The 12,902-nt window shown below is 70.9% G+C and carries 18 protein-coding genes; 8 read left to right on the top strand and 10 right to left on the bottom strand.

Going from position 1 to position 12,902, the window contains the following annotated elements; all coding sequences use genetic code 11:
- Positions 1-59: 59 nt before the first annotated feature.
- The 6 genes from AB0C78_RS23650 to AB0C78_RS23625 all read left to right on the top strand — a co-directional run bounded on the left by AB0C78_RS23650 (position 60) and on the right by AB0C78_RS23625 (position 2,929).
- Entirely contained in the window at positions 60-632 is a 573-nt protein-coding gene (locus AB0C78_RS23650; protein ID WP_360751329.1) for an SDR family NAD(P)-dependent oxidoreductase, read from the top strand.
- A gap of 37 nt (positions 633-669) precedes the next feature.
- The gene (locus tag AB0C78_RS23645) at positions 670-1,095 is read left to right on the top strand and encodes a tautomerase family protein (RefSeq protein ID WP_360751315.1); all 426 of its coding nucleotides are present in this window, start codon (positions 670-672) and stop codon (positions 1,093-1,095) included.
- A 301-nt stretch (positions 1,096-1,396) separates the two neighbouring features.
- The gene (locus tag AB0C78_RS23640; RefSeq protein ID WP_360751313.1) at positions 1,397-1,897 is read left to right on the top strand and encodes a hypothetical protein; all 501 of its coding nucleotides are present in this window, start codon (positions 1,397-1,399) and stop codon (positions 1,895-1,897) included.
- A complete protein-coding gene (locus AB0C78_RS23635) occupies positions 1,891-2,037 on the top strand; it encodes a hypothetical protein (protein ID WP_360751310.1) in 147 nt (48 codons plus the stop codon). The genes AB0C78_RS23640 and AB0C78_RS23635 overlap by 7 nt, the downstream gene beginning before the upstream one ends.
- Before the next feature lie 267 nt (positions 2,038-2,304).
- Positions 2,305-2,460, top strand: coding sequence for a hypothetical protein (locus tag AB0C78_RS23630; RefSeq protein WP_360751307.1), 156 nt, complete (start codon positions 2,305-2,307; stop codon positions 2,458-2,460).
- Positions 2,461-2,596: 136 nt separating this feature from the next.
- Positions 2,597-2,929, top strand: a complete 333-nt coding sequence (locus tag AB0C78_RS23625; protein ID WP_360751304.1) for a hypothetical protein — start codon at positions 2,597-2,599, stop codon at positions 2,927-2,929.
- A gap of 476 nt (positions 2,930-3,405) precedes the next feature.
- Here AB0C78_RS23625 and AB0C78_RS23620 read toward each other — a convergent pair whose 3' ends face one another.
- The 4 genes from AB0C78_RS23620 to sigJ form a co-directional block, all read right to left on the bottom strand.
- Entirely contained in the window at positions 3,406-3,696 is a 291-nt protein-coding gene (locus AB0C78_RS23620; protein WP_360751301.1) for a hypothetical protein, read from the bottom strand.
- A gap of 180 nt (positions 3,697-3,876) precedes the next feature.
- A complete protein-coding gene (locus AB0C78_RS23615; protein ID WP_360751299.1) occupies positions 3,877-4,056 on the bottom strand; it encodes a hypothetical protein in 180 nt (59 codons plus the stop codon).
- Between the two features lie 243 nt (positions 4,057-4,299).
- Positions 4,300-5,235: an NAD(P)-dependent oxidoreductase gene (locus tag AB0C78_RS23610; RefSeq protein ID WP_360751296.1), complete on the bottom strand. Its 936-nt coding sequence runs from the start codon at positions 5,233-5,235 to the stop codon at positions 4,300-4,302.
- Between the two features lie 86 nt (positions 5,236-5,321).
- Entirely contained in the window at positions 5,322-6,263 is a 942-nt protein-coding gene (sigJ, locus tag AB0C78_RS23605) for an RNA polymerase sigma factor SigJ (RefSeq protein ID WP_360751293.1), read from the bottom strand.
- Positions 6,264-6,747: 484 nt separating this feature from the next.
- Between sigJ and AB0C78_RS23600 the strand changes: the two genes are divergently transcribed.
- Positions 6,748-6,930, top strand: coding sequence for a pentapeptide repeat-containing protein (locus tag AB0C78_RS23600; RefSeq protein WP_360751291.1), 183 nt, complete (start codon positions 6,748-6,750; stop codon positions 6,928-6,930).
- 449 nt (positions 6,931-7,379) lie between these two features.
- On the opposite strand, the gene AB0C78_RS23595 is transcribed toward AB0C78_RS23600, so the two are convergent.
- On the bottom strand, positions 7,380-9,005 hold the full coding sequence (locus AB0C78_RS23595) for an acyl-CoA dehydrogenase family protein (protein ID WP_360751288.1): 1,626 nt from the start codon (positions 9,003-9,005) through the stop codon (positions 7,380-7,382).
- Between the two features lie 181 nt (positions 9,006-9,186).
- On the opposite strand from AB0C78_RS23595, the gene AB0C78_RS23590 reads away from it, so the two are divergent.
- The gene (locus AB0C78_RS23590) at positions 9,187-9,909 is read left to right on the top strand and encodes a DUF1707 domain-containing protein (protein ID WP_360751285.1); all 723 of its coding nucleotides are present in this window, start codon (positions 9,187-9,189) and stop codon (positions 9,907-9,909) included.
- A 20-nt stretch (positions 9,910-9,929) separates the two neighbouring features.
- Here AB0C78_RS23590 and AB0C78_RS23585 read toward each other — a convergent pair whose 3' ends face one another.
- Genes AB0C78_RS23585 through AB0C78_RS23565 form a run of 5 tightly spaced genes read right to left on the bottom strand, consistent with a single transcriptional unit; the run spans position 9,930 to position 12,890 of the window.
- Positions 9,930-10,913: an ornithine cyclodeaminase family protein gene (locus tag AB0C78_RS23585; RefSeq protein WP_360751282.1), complete on the bottom strand. Its 984-nt coding sequence runs from the start codon at positions 10,911-10,913 to the stop codon at positions 9,930-9,932.
- Between the two features lie 46 nt (positions 10,914-10,959).
- Positions 10,960-11,232: a hypothetical protein gene (locus AB0C78_RS23580; RefSeq protein WP_151539595.1), complete on the bottom strand. Its 273-nt coding sequence runs from the start codon at positions 11,230-11,232 to the stop codon at positions 10,960-10,962.
- A gap of 43 nt (positions 11,233-11,275) precedes the next feature.
- Positions 11,276-12,010, bottom strand: coding sequence for a sirohydrochlorin chelatase (locus tag AB0C78_RS23575; RefSeq protein ID WP_360751327.1), 735 nt, complete (start codon positions 12,008-12,010; stop codon positions 11,276-11,278).
- Between the two features lie 11 nt (positions 12,011-12,021).
- Positions 12,022-12,732, bottom strand: coding sequence for a phosphoadenylyl-sulfate reductase (locus AB0C78_RS23570; protein ID WP_151539594.1), 711 nt, complete (start codon positions 12,730-12,732; stop codon positions 12,022-12,024).
- Positions 12,729-12,890, bottom strand: coding sequence for an Insertion element protein (locus tag AB0C78_RS23565; RefSeq protein WP_360751278.1), 162 nt, complete (start codon positions 12,888-12,890; stop codon positions 12,729-12,731). The genes AB0C78_RS23570 and AB0C78_RS23565 overlap by 4 nt, the downstream gene beginning before the upstream one ends.
- Positions 12,891-12,902: the final 12 nt, after the last annotated feature.

Here is a 12,902-nt window from a genome sequence, read left to right as displayed (position 1 = left end):
CTGGGCCAGATGAGTCCGATCACCTACGAACAGCAGTCACATAAGGTGGCGCAAGCCGCATAGCAACCGGTGTCCACGGTTCGGGGGGAAGACCCGTCCGCTCGGAGGCGTCGGTCGCCGCACTCGCGGAGGCCGCCGCCGACGCCGAGATCGTGTTCAACAACGCTGGGATCCTGCTGCCCGGCCCGCTGCTGACGGGTGACTTCCAGCGCGCCGTCGTGACCTTCGACGTCAACGTCTTCGGGTCGCTGCGGATGGCGCGGGCGTTCGCGCCGATCCTTGCCGCGAACGGCGGGGGCGCACTGGTGAACATGCACTCCGTGCTGTCCTGGCTGGCCGGTAGCGGCGCCTACGGGGCGTCCAAGGCGGCGGCGTGGTCCGTCACGAACTCGCTCCGACTCGAACTGGCGCGCCAGAACACCCAGGTCGTCGGCGTACACGCAGGGTTCATCGACACCGAGATGGTCTCCGCCATCGAGCTGCCGAAGGCGACGCCGGGCGAGGTGGCCGCGCGGATCGTCGACGGTCTGGAGGCCGGGGCCACGGAGGTGCTCGCCGACGACGCCACTGTCGCCGCCAAGGCGGCGCTGTCCGGCCCTGTGGAGCACCTGGCCTTCTCGATCGCCCGTTGAACATCCCAACCCAACAATCGAGGAGTGGCGAACCATCATGCCGTTGTGGACTATTCATCACACACCCGGAATCTTCGCCGACGAGGAAAAGCACCGACTCGCCGCACACATAGCCGATCACTATGAAAAGGTCGGGTTGCCTCGGTTCTATGTGGTCACATTGTTCCATGAGACCCGGCCCGAGGATTTCTACGTCGGCGGGGAACCCGCCCCGCTCGGGGTTCGCATCGCCATCGACCACATCGCCCGGCGCAGCCCCGACCGGGAGAGCCGACGCCGGAACGCCCAGTGGATCAAGGGCATGCTGGAGCCCTACCTCGAACGGCACGCAGGGCTGCACTGGGAGTTCCACGTCGACGAGACCAGCGAAGACCTCTGGATGATCAACGGGATCGCGCCGCCCCCCGCGGGCTCCGACGCCGAGAAGCTCTGGGCTGAGAACAACGCGGCGTCCCGCTACTGACAGTCCTGCCGGTACCGTGCCCGGAGTAGACGAGCCGCATTGCCATCAGGTGGCTGGTGTGCGCGTACTCACGACCCTTTACGGTAATTGGCCCTCTCGATGTCAACAGTGGCGAACAGAGAGGTGCCGATGACTGCCGAGTTGGGGTTTCAACGCCTCGCCACGCCGGCCCGAGCGATCACCTAGGTGAGCGCCGTCGCGCTGCATGCTCGCAGAAATGAGGAAAACGGCGGCATAATCGCTCGGCGCCGCGTGGGAGGCGGTGATCGATTCGTCCTTCCGCTGACAAGGAGGTCGCCGCGTGGAGCCGGGGATCGTCGTCGTGCTGAACGGTCTCACCGGCGCGCGGAAGGCGGGCGCCATCGCCGGGCTGGCCGTCGGAGCGTTCATGGCGGCCGCTCTGGGAGCCGCCTTCACCGTCGGCGTGACGATGGGGTGCTGTCCGCGGGTGGGCGCCGCCGCCTGGGCGGGTGGCGTGGGCGTGCTGATCGCCACCGCCGTGGTATGGCCTTCGGTGCCACGCCTGCGCCGCCGGTTCGCCCATCCCGCGGCGTGGCTGGACGGGACGGTCCTGCACGCCCACATGCGCGACGGGTTGCGGAGCTGCGACCTCGCGACCGCGCACGTCGTGATAGACGACATCCCACCCCGGCGAGGCAGGCAGTGGAACCCGGCGTTCCAACGGGCGGAGATCGTGACGGTCCCGGGGATCGCGCGCTTCCGGGTTCGGACCGACACGGACCGATCGACTTCGCGCTGTACGACACCCACCGGCGGGCGGAGGTGCCGCGGGAGGTGCTGAAGGCGCTGGCGGACGCGATCCTCGCCGGACCGGACCGCTACGGGCAGGCCCGTCAGGACACCGAAGACGCCGTCCGGAAGCTGCACGAGCGGGCGGTGGCGGCGCTGAAACTCCGGGGCCGGCCGCGGTGGTTTCGCTGAGCGGCTCGAGACGGCGGAGGCTGAGCAACTGCTCCGGCGCTTCACCCACGGCAGCCCCAAGCCGATCGTGGTGGCCTCGGGTCAGGGAGCGGTGTGGTTGGCCATGGCGAGCGCGATGTCCGCGTCTGCGTCGGAGATCCCGTGGAGCCCTTCCCGGCGCGCAAGGCCCAGGGCGCTCTCGGAGGGGCTCGGCCGCTGAGCGCCGCCGATGGCCCAGGTGGCCCGGAGCGTGAAGCGCTCCGGGCCACCAGGTCAACCGGCCGGGACGTGGGGTGGGGTGTTGGTCCAGCCAACGTCGACTGGCGCGAACGCGCCCGCCGCGTCCTGGACACGGTCGTCGAGCTGCTGTCCAACCTTGTGCTCGCTCTGGCCGCAGTCGGGCTGAGCGTTCTCGCCGTCGACGACGTCTTCGCAAGGAAATAGTCAAGAAGGCGATCGACGTGCTCACTGCGATGATCGGGCTGAGCTGGGCGGGGCGCTACGAGCCAGGAGCAGCTCGCCCAGCCTGGCGCAGGCTCTGCGGGGAGCCCACCGAGGTGTCCGCTCTCAGGCTCGCGACTTGCTGACGGCCATGCAAAAGCTAGGCGCCAAGCAGGGGACCTGGACCTGGGAGACTCGAAAGGCCACGCAGGCACTGGCATGCTTGCGTGGTCATGTCTACAGCGCCGAACGGCTGCTGGAACTGGCGGACACCTCAGAATGGCCGCAGTATGAGGGATATCTAGAATCGTGTAAGAGGCTTTGCGAGCTGGCAGAAGAATCTGTTCAAGCTGACCAGGGCACCTCGCTCATCGGCCGATGGTGGATACGTCGGGTCGTGAAGGGGCTGGATGCCCAGGTCGTCGAGCTCTCCACGTTCCAACTCCCTGACATCCTTTCCTGTAAGTCCTGAGGCTCCATCCGCGACGGGTACCAGCGACCCGCCGCGGTGATACGGGGTCAGAGCAGCATCGGAACGAAAAGTCGCGTCAACAGGCTGGGCGGAGTCGACCTGTTGGAAAGGAGCTCTCACCAGCCGCCGCCTGAGGCGTATTACCAGCTAGGCAGCGGATGCGGCGCAGGTTGGTCGTCTCCCCGTAGAGTGCGGTCTTGTGCTGCTTATCGGTGCTTCGGGTGTTCCAGGACGGGACATAGTGGATTCGTCGGGTATATGAGCCACGTCCGGGTTGAGGGTGCCACCTCGGTAAGGGGACTTCGCCCCCGCAATCCGAACACCCCGCCACTGGCGACGCCCCGGGCTTGGCGACTTCCACCAGCCGCGCCGGGCCGGTACTTCGTCGTCACCTGAGGCCCCACCTCATAGCGCGAATCCAGCAAGCCGTGGGCTACGACCAACCGACCGGAACTGCCGCCACAGGGTGATGCAGTTCAGAACCAGACCGAGCAAAGGTGTCGACCTGGCTCGCCTACGCCGACGGTGTCCGTGAGCACGTCGACGCCGCGATCCAATGTCAGGTCGCCCAGCCTGCCTGCGACGGGCGAGCCGGGCTGACAGCCGGCTCGGGCAGTCTGGCCACCGACCTGCAACTCGCCCGCGAGCAGATCGAACTGCTCCGTGCCGAACGCGACAAACTTCGCGATCACATCCGAGACCGGCTCGGCGAGCAGCCCGGCCAGATCTCCAGCAAGACCGCTCGTCGAGCGGATCGACGAACTCACCACCACCAGGCCAGCACCACCAGGCCAGCACCGCCAACCGGAAACTCCAGGCCCAGGTCGACGAACTCGAGAGGACCTGGCCTGGCCGCCGCCCGCACCAGCTTGCGCCGAGTGCTCAAGGAAACCGACCGCACCGACCCTCCCGTCACCGATACTTGCGGAACGTTGCCGATCGGTGTCTCAGGAGGTCGGGGATGCTTGGACGTCCAGGGTGATATCGATCTTGTCTGCGATGATGAGCTTGTTACCGTCGGCGAGAAGGCCGAAGGTGACGCCGAAGTCGACCATCGACGAGAGATCGGGGACCGGCATTCCAGCACGCTTCGCCACACCTTCGAACGCATGATCGGCTGCCCTCACCACTGCCTCCAAACCCGACAGACCTATGACGAGGCGGCAGCTTTCGGGTTCCGGCTCAGGGCCCCTGCTTGACGGCTAGGCAGATCGATGTCTGAACCCGAACCGTCCGCCTGAGCGGTGGCTGGGGCCCACCCACCTGTGTTCGTTCCGCTCGGCCGCACGCCCACCTTTGTCCGGCTCGCAACTGCCCGCCGCAGTTGGCGCAGCGACGCTCCTGCCCGGTCGGCGATGGCGCTCTGCAGGTCACATCCCCGCCCGAAGTCCTTGGCGCCAGCTGGGGTGGGACGGAGCCCAGCTCAGTTCGCGCTTGGCCTTGGCGTTGGACGCGCCGCGCAGTTCGGTCATGAGCACGACACCGGCGGGTCCGGCGGCCAGCCGTCCGATGAACCGGGGCACGCGCATCGGCTTCTTGGCGCCGAGCATCGCGGCCAATTCCGGGAGCCACTGGGCGACCGGGGCGGGGTCGTCATCGACGACGTTGTAAACACCGCGGCCGCCGTTCTCCACCGCCGCCACCGTGGCGTCGGCGGCGTCGGCGATGTGGACGAACGACCACACCCCGCCGCCGTCACCGACGACCGGGAACTTGCGCTTGCGGATCATCTCCAGCTGCTCCGAGCCCGGCGCCATGGACGTGCCGGGTCCGTAGAACGCGCCGTAGCGCAGCACGATCCCTTCGATCCCGTCGGCGCCCAGCACGGCCTTCTCCATGTACTCGACCGCGGCGATCATCGACGCCATCTGGGCGACCGGTGAGCGGTCCAGGGGGTCCTCTTCGGTCTTGACCGGGCCGCCGGTCCGGGCGTAGGTGAACGCGCCGTTGCTCTGGGCGATGAACCGTCGTACTCCGGTGTCGCGCGCGGCGGCGAGCAGGTTGTCGGTGCCCTCGATCCGCAGCCGGTCGGTGGCGGCGAAGCTGCGTTCGAAGTGGCGGGTGTCGATGTGCCCGATGGCGGTCAGCTGGTTGACGATCACCTCCGGGTTCGCCTCCCGGACGGCCTTCCCGACCTGGGCGCTGTCGAGCGCGTCGGCGATGACCGGCACCGCGTCCATCCGCGTGACCGCGGCCTTGCCGGATTCGCTGCGGACCATGGCGAACACCTCGTGCCCCGCGTCGACCAGACGCGGCAGCAGCTCCTTGCCCATCGCTCCGGTCGCCCCTGCCACCAGCACTCTCATCATCGGCTCCTTCGGTCTCCGGTTCGGGTTCGCCACTTGAACCGGATGGCCCGCCGATTGCTGACAGGAATCAGCTGTGAACCACGTCACACCAGCAGCAGGGGCCGGCCATGGTCGGCCGCCGCCCACTGCTCGGTCGCGCGTTCGAGCTTGTCGGGGTTCGCCTGGGTCCTGCAGGCGGTGATGCCCTCGGCGGTGACCTCCAGGCACATGATGGCGACGACCCGGCCCTCCACGACGGCCACCACGGCGGGTTCGCCGTTGGCGGACCAGGCGTAGATCTCGGATGAGCCGCCGACGATGGCGCGCTTGGCCTCGGCGGGCTTGAACAGCCCCCGCATGAATTGCGCGACCGCGGCGGCCCCCTCGAACGCCCTGGTGCGGGCCGGGACCTTCCCTCCGCCATCGCCGACCGAGACGGCGTCCTTGGTGAGCAGGCGTACGAGCTCACCGGTCCGGCCGCTGGTGGCGGCGGCGAGGAACTCCTCGACGACCCGGAAGGCGGCGGCCTCGTCGATCTCCTGGCGGGCCTTGCCGTGCGCGAGGTGCTTCTTGGCGCGGTGAAAGATCTGCTGGCTGGCGGCCTCGGTGATGTCGAGGATCTCGGCGATCTCCCGGTGCGGGTAGTCGAACGCCTCCCGCAGCACATAGACGGCCCGTTCACTCGGAGACAGGCGCTCCATGAGGGTGAGGACCGCGTACGACACCGATTCGCGCTGCTCGACGGTGTCGGCCGGGCCGAGCAGAGGGTCCCCCGCGAGCAGCGGCTCGGGGAGCCACCGGCCGACATAGGTCTCGCGGCGCGCCCGAGCGGAGGCGAGCTGGTTGAGGCACAGGTTGGTGAGCACCTTCGTCAACCAGGCCTCAGGGACCTCGACCCGGTCGACGTCGGCGGCCTGCCAGCGCAGAAACGTCTCCTGGACGACGTCCTGCGCCTCGTAGGCGGAGCCGAGGAGGCGGTAGGCGATGGCCTCCAGACGGGGCCGCGCCATCTCGAAGCGGTCGACATCCTGCACCGTCAGAGGCATGACCTGATCTTAATCAGCGACACGATCACACACAGCTCGTAGCAGGCCCCCTCGATGATGCCATCGGCGTCGACGACCGCCTCCTAGGAGCGGGCCTTTGCTCCGGTGATGGCCTACCGACGGCAGAAGCTGGCTGAAGTCGCCGAGATCCGCGATCGCGGTCGTGCCGCACTCGAACAGCAGCGGACCCGAGACGACCTCACCCGGGTGTTCAACGGACGGTTCGGGGCTGCCTCCGCCCAGCTCGGCCACGACGAACCCGCGGTACGGCTGGCGGGGGCCTACGCCATGGCCGGCCTTGCTGACGACTGGGCCCGGGGCCGCCAGACGTGCATCGACGTGCTATGCGCCGCGCTGCGCCTGCCGTACACGCCCGATCCCGGGAAAGAGCCGGAGGAGGGCCAGGACCCGGCCGAGCACGTCGCAGCGCGTGCGGCCTACACGGCGGCCCGCGAGGTCTTCACCGGCGCCGTCTTTGACGGCGGTGCACTTCCACGAGGCCGTCTTCACCGACGACGCGACCATCTCCTTCCAAGGAGCCCGGCTCGTGGGCGGCAGGGTCGACTTCGGGTTCGCCCGGTTCGAGGGCGGCACGGTCGACTTCGAGTCCGCGAGCGGACAGCGGCCTGCGGGGCTCCCGTTTGCTACGGCCTCGCATCCGTTCTAAACGATGGATTCTGACACGTAGGTCGCCAAGGCTGGCACTGGGCTGGATTGCCCCTTGAGTCTGTTGAGAATCGTGTTGGGGTGCTCTTGCGCCGGAGAAGGCGACGGTCACCGGTTCTCGACACGGTCCTCGCTGCGTTAGCTCAACAACCTGCGGCCGGTGGCGGCTTGGTGGAGCTGCTGGCGGTGCTGGGGTACTCGTTTGCGGCAGTGGAGGTCGCTCGCGGGGGTGTGGCGCGCGTTGATGGTCCGAGCGATCCATATCGGTTCTGGTGAGCACAGACTGGGGGATTATGGAGGTCTAGCTGGCATTCGCTGGTATGGGTCCGCAAGAGGTGCCACAGAATGGCACGGAAACTGCTACTAGCCGGCACGCTAGTGGATGATCTTGTTTTGGGGCGTCGGTGGGCGGGCCGGCGTGGCGCGTCAGACGTCGATTTGAGTGCGGGCTCAGCCGATCTTCGGGGTGGCGCGGTCGATGATCGGGGCGAGGTCGAGGCCCGGCGGGAGGGTGCCGAAGGCGGATCCCCAGTCGCCGGCGAGGCGGGTGGCGCAGAAGGCGTCGGCGACGGCCGGGTGCCCGTGCCTGACCAGCAGCGAACCCTGCAGGACGAGCGCCATCCGCTCGACGATGCGGCGCGCGCGGACCTGGACCGTCTCGAGGTCCCGCAGGGACGCCTCGACCTCGGCGACGGCGGCGTCCAGGCGCGGGTCCGCCCCGGCGGCCCGGCCGACCTCGGCGAAGAACGCCTCGACGGTCTGCGGCTCCTTGGCCATCGCCCGCAGCACGTCCAGCGCCGCCACGTTGCCGGAGCCCTCCCAGATGGAGTTCAGGGGCGACTCGCGGAAGAGGCGCGGCATGCCGGACTCCTCGACGTAGCCGTTGCCGCCGAGGCATTCGAGGGACTCGGCGGCGTGCGCCGGCCACCGCTTGCAGACCCAGTACTTGCTGACCGCCAGGCCGAGCCGCTTGAACGCCGCCTCGGACGCGTCGCCGCGCACCGAGCGGTCCGTGGCGCCGGCGAGCCGCGTCATCAGGACGGTGGCGGCCTCCGACTCGACCGCGAGGTCGGCAAGGACGTTGCGCATCAGCGGCTGGTCGATGAGGTACGCGCCGAACGCCTTGCGGTGCGCGGCGTGGTGCACCGCGGTCGTGACGCCCTGCCGCATCCCGGCGGCGGCGCCGATGACGCAGTCCAGCCGGGTCATGTTGACCATCTCGATGATGGTGCGGACGCCGCGGCCCTCGTCGCCGACCCGCCACGCGACCGCGTTCTCGTACTCGACCTCGGACGACGCGTTGGACTTGTTGCCGAGCTTGTCCTTCAGCCGCATCAGCCGCAGCGGGTTGAGCGCGCCGTCAGGCAGGACGCGGGGGACGAGGAAGCAGGTCAGCCCCTCCGGCGCCTGCGCCAGGGTGAGGAACACGTCGCACATCGGGGCGCTGGTGAACCACTTGTGGCCGACGAGCCGGTACGTCCCGTCGGGCTGCGGGGTCGCCTGCGTGGTGTTGGCGCGGACGTCGGAGCCGCCCTGCTTCTCCGTCATCGACATGCCCGCGAGCAGCGCGTCCTTGGTGAGCGGGGCGCGGAGGCCGAAGTCGTAATCGGGCTTGGCGAGCAGCGGCTCGTACTGCGCGGCCAGCTCGGGAGCCTGCCGGAGGGCGGGGACGGCGGCGTACGTCATCGAGATCGGGCAGCCGTGCCCGGCGTCCACGCGCCAGGAGTAGAACTTGGCGGCGCGGGCGACGTGCGCGCCCTCGCGGGGGTCGGCCCAGGCCGAGCCGTGCAGGCCGTGCGTCACCGCGACGGTCATCAGCTCGTGCCACGCCGGGTGGAACTCCACCTCGTCGATGCGGTGCCCGTAGCGGTCGTGGGTGCGCAGGACGGGCGGGTGCTCGTTGGCGAGCCGCCCCCACTCCTGCGCGCGCTCGGTGCCCGCGAGGCGGCCCAGCTCGTGCACCTCCGCGGCGGCCCAGCCGGCGCCCTCGCGCTCCAGCCCGTCCAGCAGGGCGGGGTCGTCGGCCAGGTCGTGGCCGGCGAGCGGGGGGACCTGGTTGAACACCTCGTGGGTCACTGCGCTGCTCCTGTGCTGCCGAGGACGGGGGGACCTCCCCGTCGCAGGATACAGAACCGCGTTCGGGCCGTCGGACGATCATGCCTCCGCCCCGCCGCCTGGGGCATCCTCCTGAAGTGGTGGGGCGATCTCGTCCGCGCGGCGGATTGTCCATGCGGCGCGGGGGCATAACTTCGAAACCATGAGTCAGTCCAGTCCGCAGCAGGGGCGGCCGCCGTGCCCGAGCCGCCCGCGGCAGCGGCGGGAGGACCTGCACCCCGCGCGGCCCGGCGCCGATCCGGCCGGGACGGTCCCCGTCCCGGGCGCGGTCCGGGCCTCCGACGCCGAGCGCGAGGCCGTGGTCGAGCGGCTGCGGGTCGCCTCGGTGGAGGGGCGGCTGACGTTCGAGGAGCTGACCGTGCGGACGGAGGCCGCCTACGCGGCGGTCACCCGCGGTGACCTCGAGCACATCACCGCGGACCTGCCCGGCATGGGCGCGCCCGGCGCGAACCCGGCTCCGCTGCAGGTGAAGCGGCGGTTCAGCGCCGTCATGGGGGACTGCAAGGAGCGCATCGTCGGCCGCATCGACGGCCCGCTGGAGGCGGTGTCGGTGATGGGCGACGTCGAGCTGGACCTGCGCGGCGCGCAGGTCCCGACCGGCGAGGTGCACATCGCGGCCACCGCCGTGATGGGCGACGTGAAGATCATCGTGCCGGACGGGGTGGCGGTCGAGCTGATGGGCCACGCCTTCCTCGGCGACCGCCGCGTCCAGGTGCGCGAGCCCTGCCCGGGCGAGCGCATCCCCGTCGTCCGGGTCACCGCGAACGCCTTCATGGGCGACGTGAAGATCGTGGACGACGAGCACCACGCGCCGGTCCGCCGGGCCGTCGCGTCCTGGTGGCGGGACCGCCGCTCCGACTCCTGACCGGCGCCGCGCTCAAAGGCTCAGAGGCTCACCTCCGTCCCGGCGCCCCGCCGCCGCGCCTCGCGCAGCACCAGCGCCGTCGCGGCGAGGTCCTGGACGACGACGCCGACCGACTTGTACAGCGTGATCTCCTCTTCCGACGCACGGCCGGGGCGGGTGCCCTCGATCACCTCGCCCAGCTCCGCGCGGACGTGCGCGGGCGTGATGACGCCGCGCTCCAGCGGCTCGGCCAGGTCGAGGTTCGGCGGGACGGCCGCCAGGGCCGCCGCGCGGGACTCCACGAACAGCGCGGCGTCCGCGATCGTCGCGTCGTCGACCTCCCGGCCGCGCGGGTTGTAGCCGATCGAGGTGACGTGCGTCCCCGGCGCCAGCCACTCGCGCCGGACGACCGGCTCCACCGCGTAGGTGGCCGCGCTGACGATGCCGGCGCCCGCCATGGCCTCCTCGTAGCCCGCGACGGCGCGCACGTCGGCGTCCACGGCGTCCGACAGCTCCTCCGCGAGCTTCACCGCCTTGGCGTGGTCGCGCCCGGCGATGCGGACCTCCCGGACGTCGCGGACGCGCGGGACCGCGATCGCGTGCGCGCGCGCCTGCACGCCGGTGCCGAGCACCGCGACGACCGAGGCGTCGTCGCGGGCCAGTAGCCGCGCGGACAGCGCCGCGCAGGCGGCGGTCCGGATCGCGGTGATGTAGGTGCCGTCGAGCAGCGCGGCGGGCTCCCCGGTGCCGGGGTCGAACGCGACGATCACCGCCTGCCGCACGGGCCGCCCCGCCTCGGCGTTCCCGGGGAACACCGACACGAGCTTGCTCATCAGCGCGTCCGCCGACGGCGCGTGGCCCGGCATGTCGAGCAGGAGCGCGTCCCGATCGGGGACGGCCGCGGCGGTCCGCTCGGGCACGTGCGCGCGGCCGGCGCTGAGGTCGGCCATCGCGGGGGCGAGCGCGTCGATGAGCGCGTCGACGTCGAGCAGTTCCTCGACGTCCCGCCTGGAGAGAAAGAGCACGGCGGGACCCTAGCGGCCCCCTCCGACAGAACGACGCCGCCGCAGGTCAGCGGGAGTCGTCGGTGCGCTCCGCCTCGCTCACGCCCGCCTCGTCGGGCGGCAGCGCGTCGGGGTGGCGGCGGTGGACGCCGGGCGTGCCGGTGCCGCTGACGTCCTCCTCGGGGCCGTCCCGGTCCGCCGGCTCCTCGCCCGGCACGTGCGCCGGGACGGGCGCGCCCGGCACCGTCCGGCCGCGGGCGTCCGAGCCCTGGTTCACCGGCGCGAAGTCGCGGTCGTGGGTCGTCTCGGGCTCGTGTCCGGGGTCCTCGCGCTCGTCCATGCCGGGCCGCATACCCCGAGCGGGACGGGCGGAACGTGAGGTATCAGACGGCGGTGGCCGCGCGGGCGGTGTCCAGCGCCTCGTCGTAGCGGCGGACGACCAGCTCGGCGATCTCCGGCGCCGCGCCGAGGACGGGGGAGACCGCGTAGGCGCCCGCCTCCAGCGACTCGGCGCGCACCTTGTCCGCGAAGTAGCCGGGCGCGAGGAAGTAGGAGGCCACCGCGACGCGGGGCGCGCCCGCGTCGCGGAGCGCCGCGACCGCCTCGGCGGGCGTCGGCCGCGACGCCGACGCGAACGCCGGGACGACGCCGCGCCACCCGCGCGCGCGCCACTCCCGAGCCAGCCGCCAGATCGTCGCGTTCGCGGACGCGTCGGACGACCCGGCCGCGACCAGGACGACCGCGGTGTCCGGATCGCCCGGCTCCACGCCCGCCTCGGACAGCCGGCGCTCCAGCGCGTCCGTCAGCAGCGGATGCGGGCCGAGCGTCCGCGCGGTCCGCAGCTCCAGCCGGGGCCACCGTGCCCGCACCCGGTTCAGCACGCCCGGGATGTCGGTCTTGCTGTGGTACGCGGCGGTCAGCAGCAGCGGCAGCACGACGGCCTCCGCGGCGCCGTCCCCGGCCAGCGCGTCCAGCGCCCGGTCGGGGGCGGGCGTCGCGTGGTCGAGGAACGAGGCCTGCACGGGCACGCCGGGACGCAGCGCCCGGACGGCGGCGGCCAGCTCGGTGACGGTCGCGGCGGCGCGGGGGTCCCTGCTCCCGTGCGCCACCGCGACCATCGGGACGGCGCTCACAGGTGGATGCCGCACTCGGTCTTGCCCATGCCGGCCCAGCGGCCGCTGCGCGGGTCCTCGCCGGGGGCGACGGGACGGGTGCACGGCTCGCAGCCGATCGACGGGTAGTCGTCGTAGTGCAGCGGGTTGATGATGACCCCGTTGTCCTCGATGTAGTTGTCCATCTCCTCCTGCGACCAGTCGAGGATGGGGTTCACCTTGACCATGCCGCGCTTGCGGTCCCACTCGACGACGCGGCGGTTGCGGCGGCTCGCGGTCTCGTCCCGGCGGATCCCGCTGAACCAGGCCATGTAGCCCTCCAGCGCGCGGCCGAGCGGCTCCACCTTGCGCAGGTGGCAGCACAGGTCGGGGTTGCGGCCGTAGAGGCGGGGGCCGAGCGCGGCCTCCTGCTCCTCGACGGTGCGCGACGGCGTCACGTTGATGACGTTCACCGGGTAGACGGCCTCGACCGCGTCGCGGGTGCCGATCGTCTCGGCGAAGTGGTAGCCGGTGTCGACGAACAGCACGTCGATGCCCGGCTTCACCTTCGACACGAGGTGGATCAGCGCGGCGTCCGACATGGACGAGGTGAGGCAGATGCGGTCGCCGAAGGTGGCGACGGCCCACCGGATGACCTCCAGGGTGGGCGCGCCCTCCAGCGCCTCGGCGGCGGATTCGACGATGTCCTCGAGGTCGAGCGTCGGCCTGTCGGTCTCCAGCAGCGTCACCGGGACTCCTTGGTCTGTTGGGCGGCTCGGACACCCAGGAACTTCAGCTGGAAGGAGCGGAGGCAGTCGTTGCAGAACCACGCCCCATGCTCCTCGAGGGGTTCGAGATCTTCTTCGCCGCAGTACGGGCAGTAGAACGGCGCGGCACGTTCGCTCATTCCGGTCTGCCC

Origin of the sequence: Actinomadura sp. NPDC048394 (assembly GCF_040651755.1) — a bacterium.
In the GTDB taxonomy this organism is placed as follows: domain Bacteria; phylum Actinomycetota; class Actinomycetes; order Streptosporangiales; family Streptosporangiaceae; genus Spirillospora; species Spirillospora montaniterrae.
Note: the sequence above shows the minus strand (reverse complement) of the source record. Positions and strands in the feature narration are given on the sequence as shown.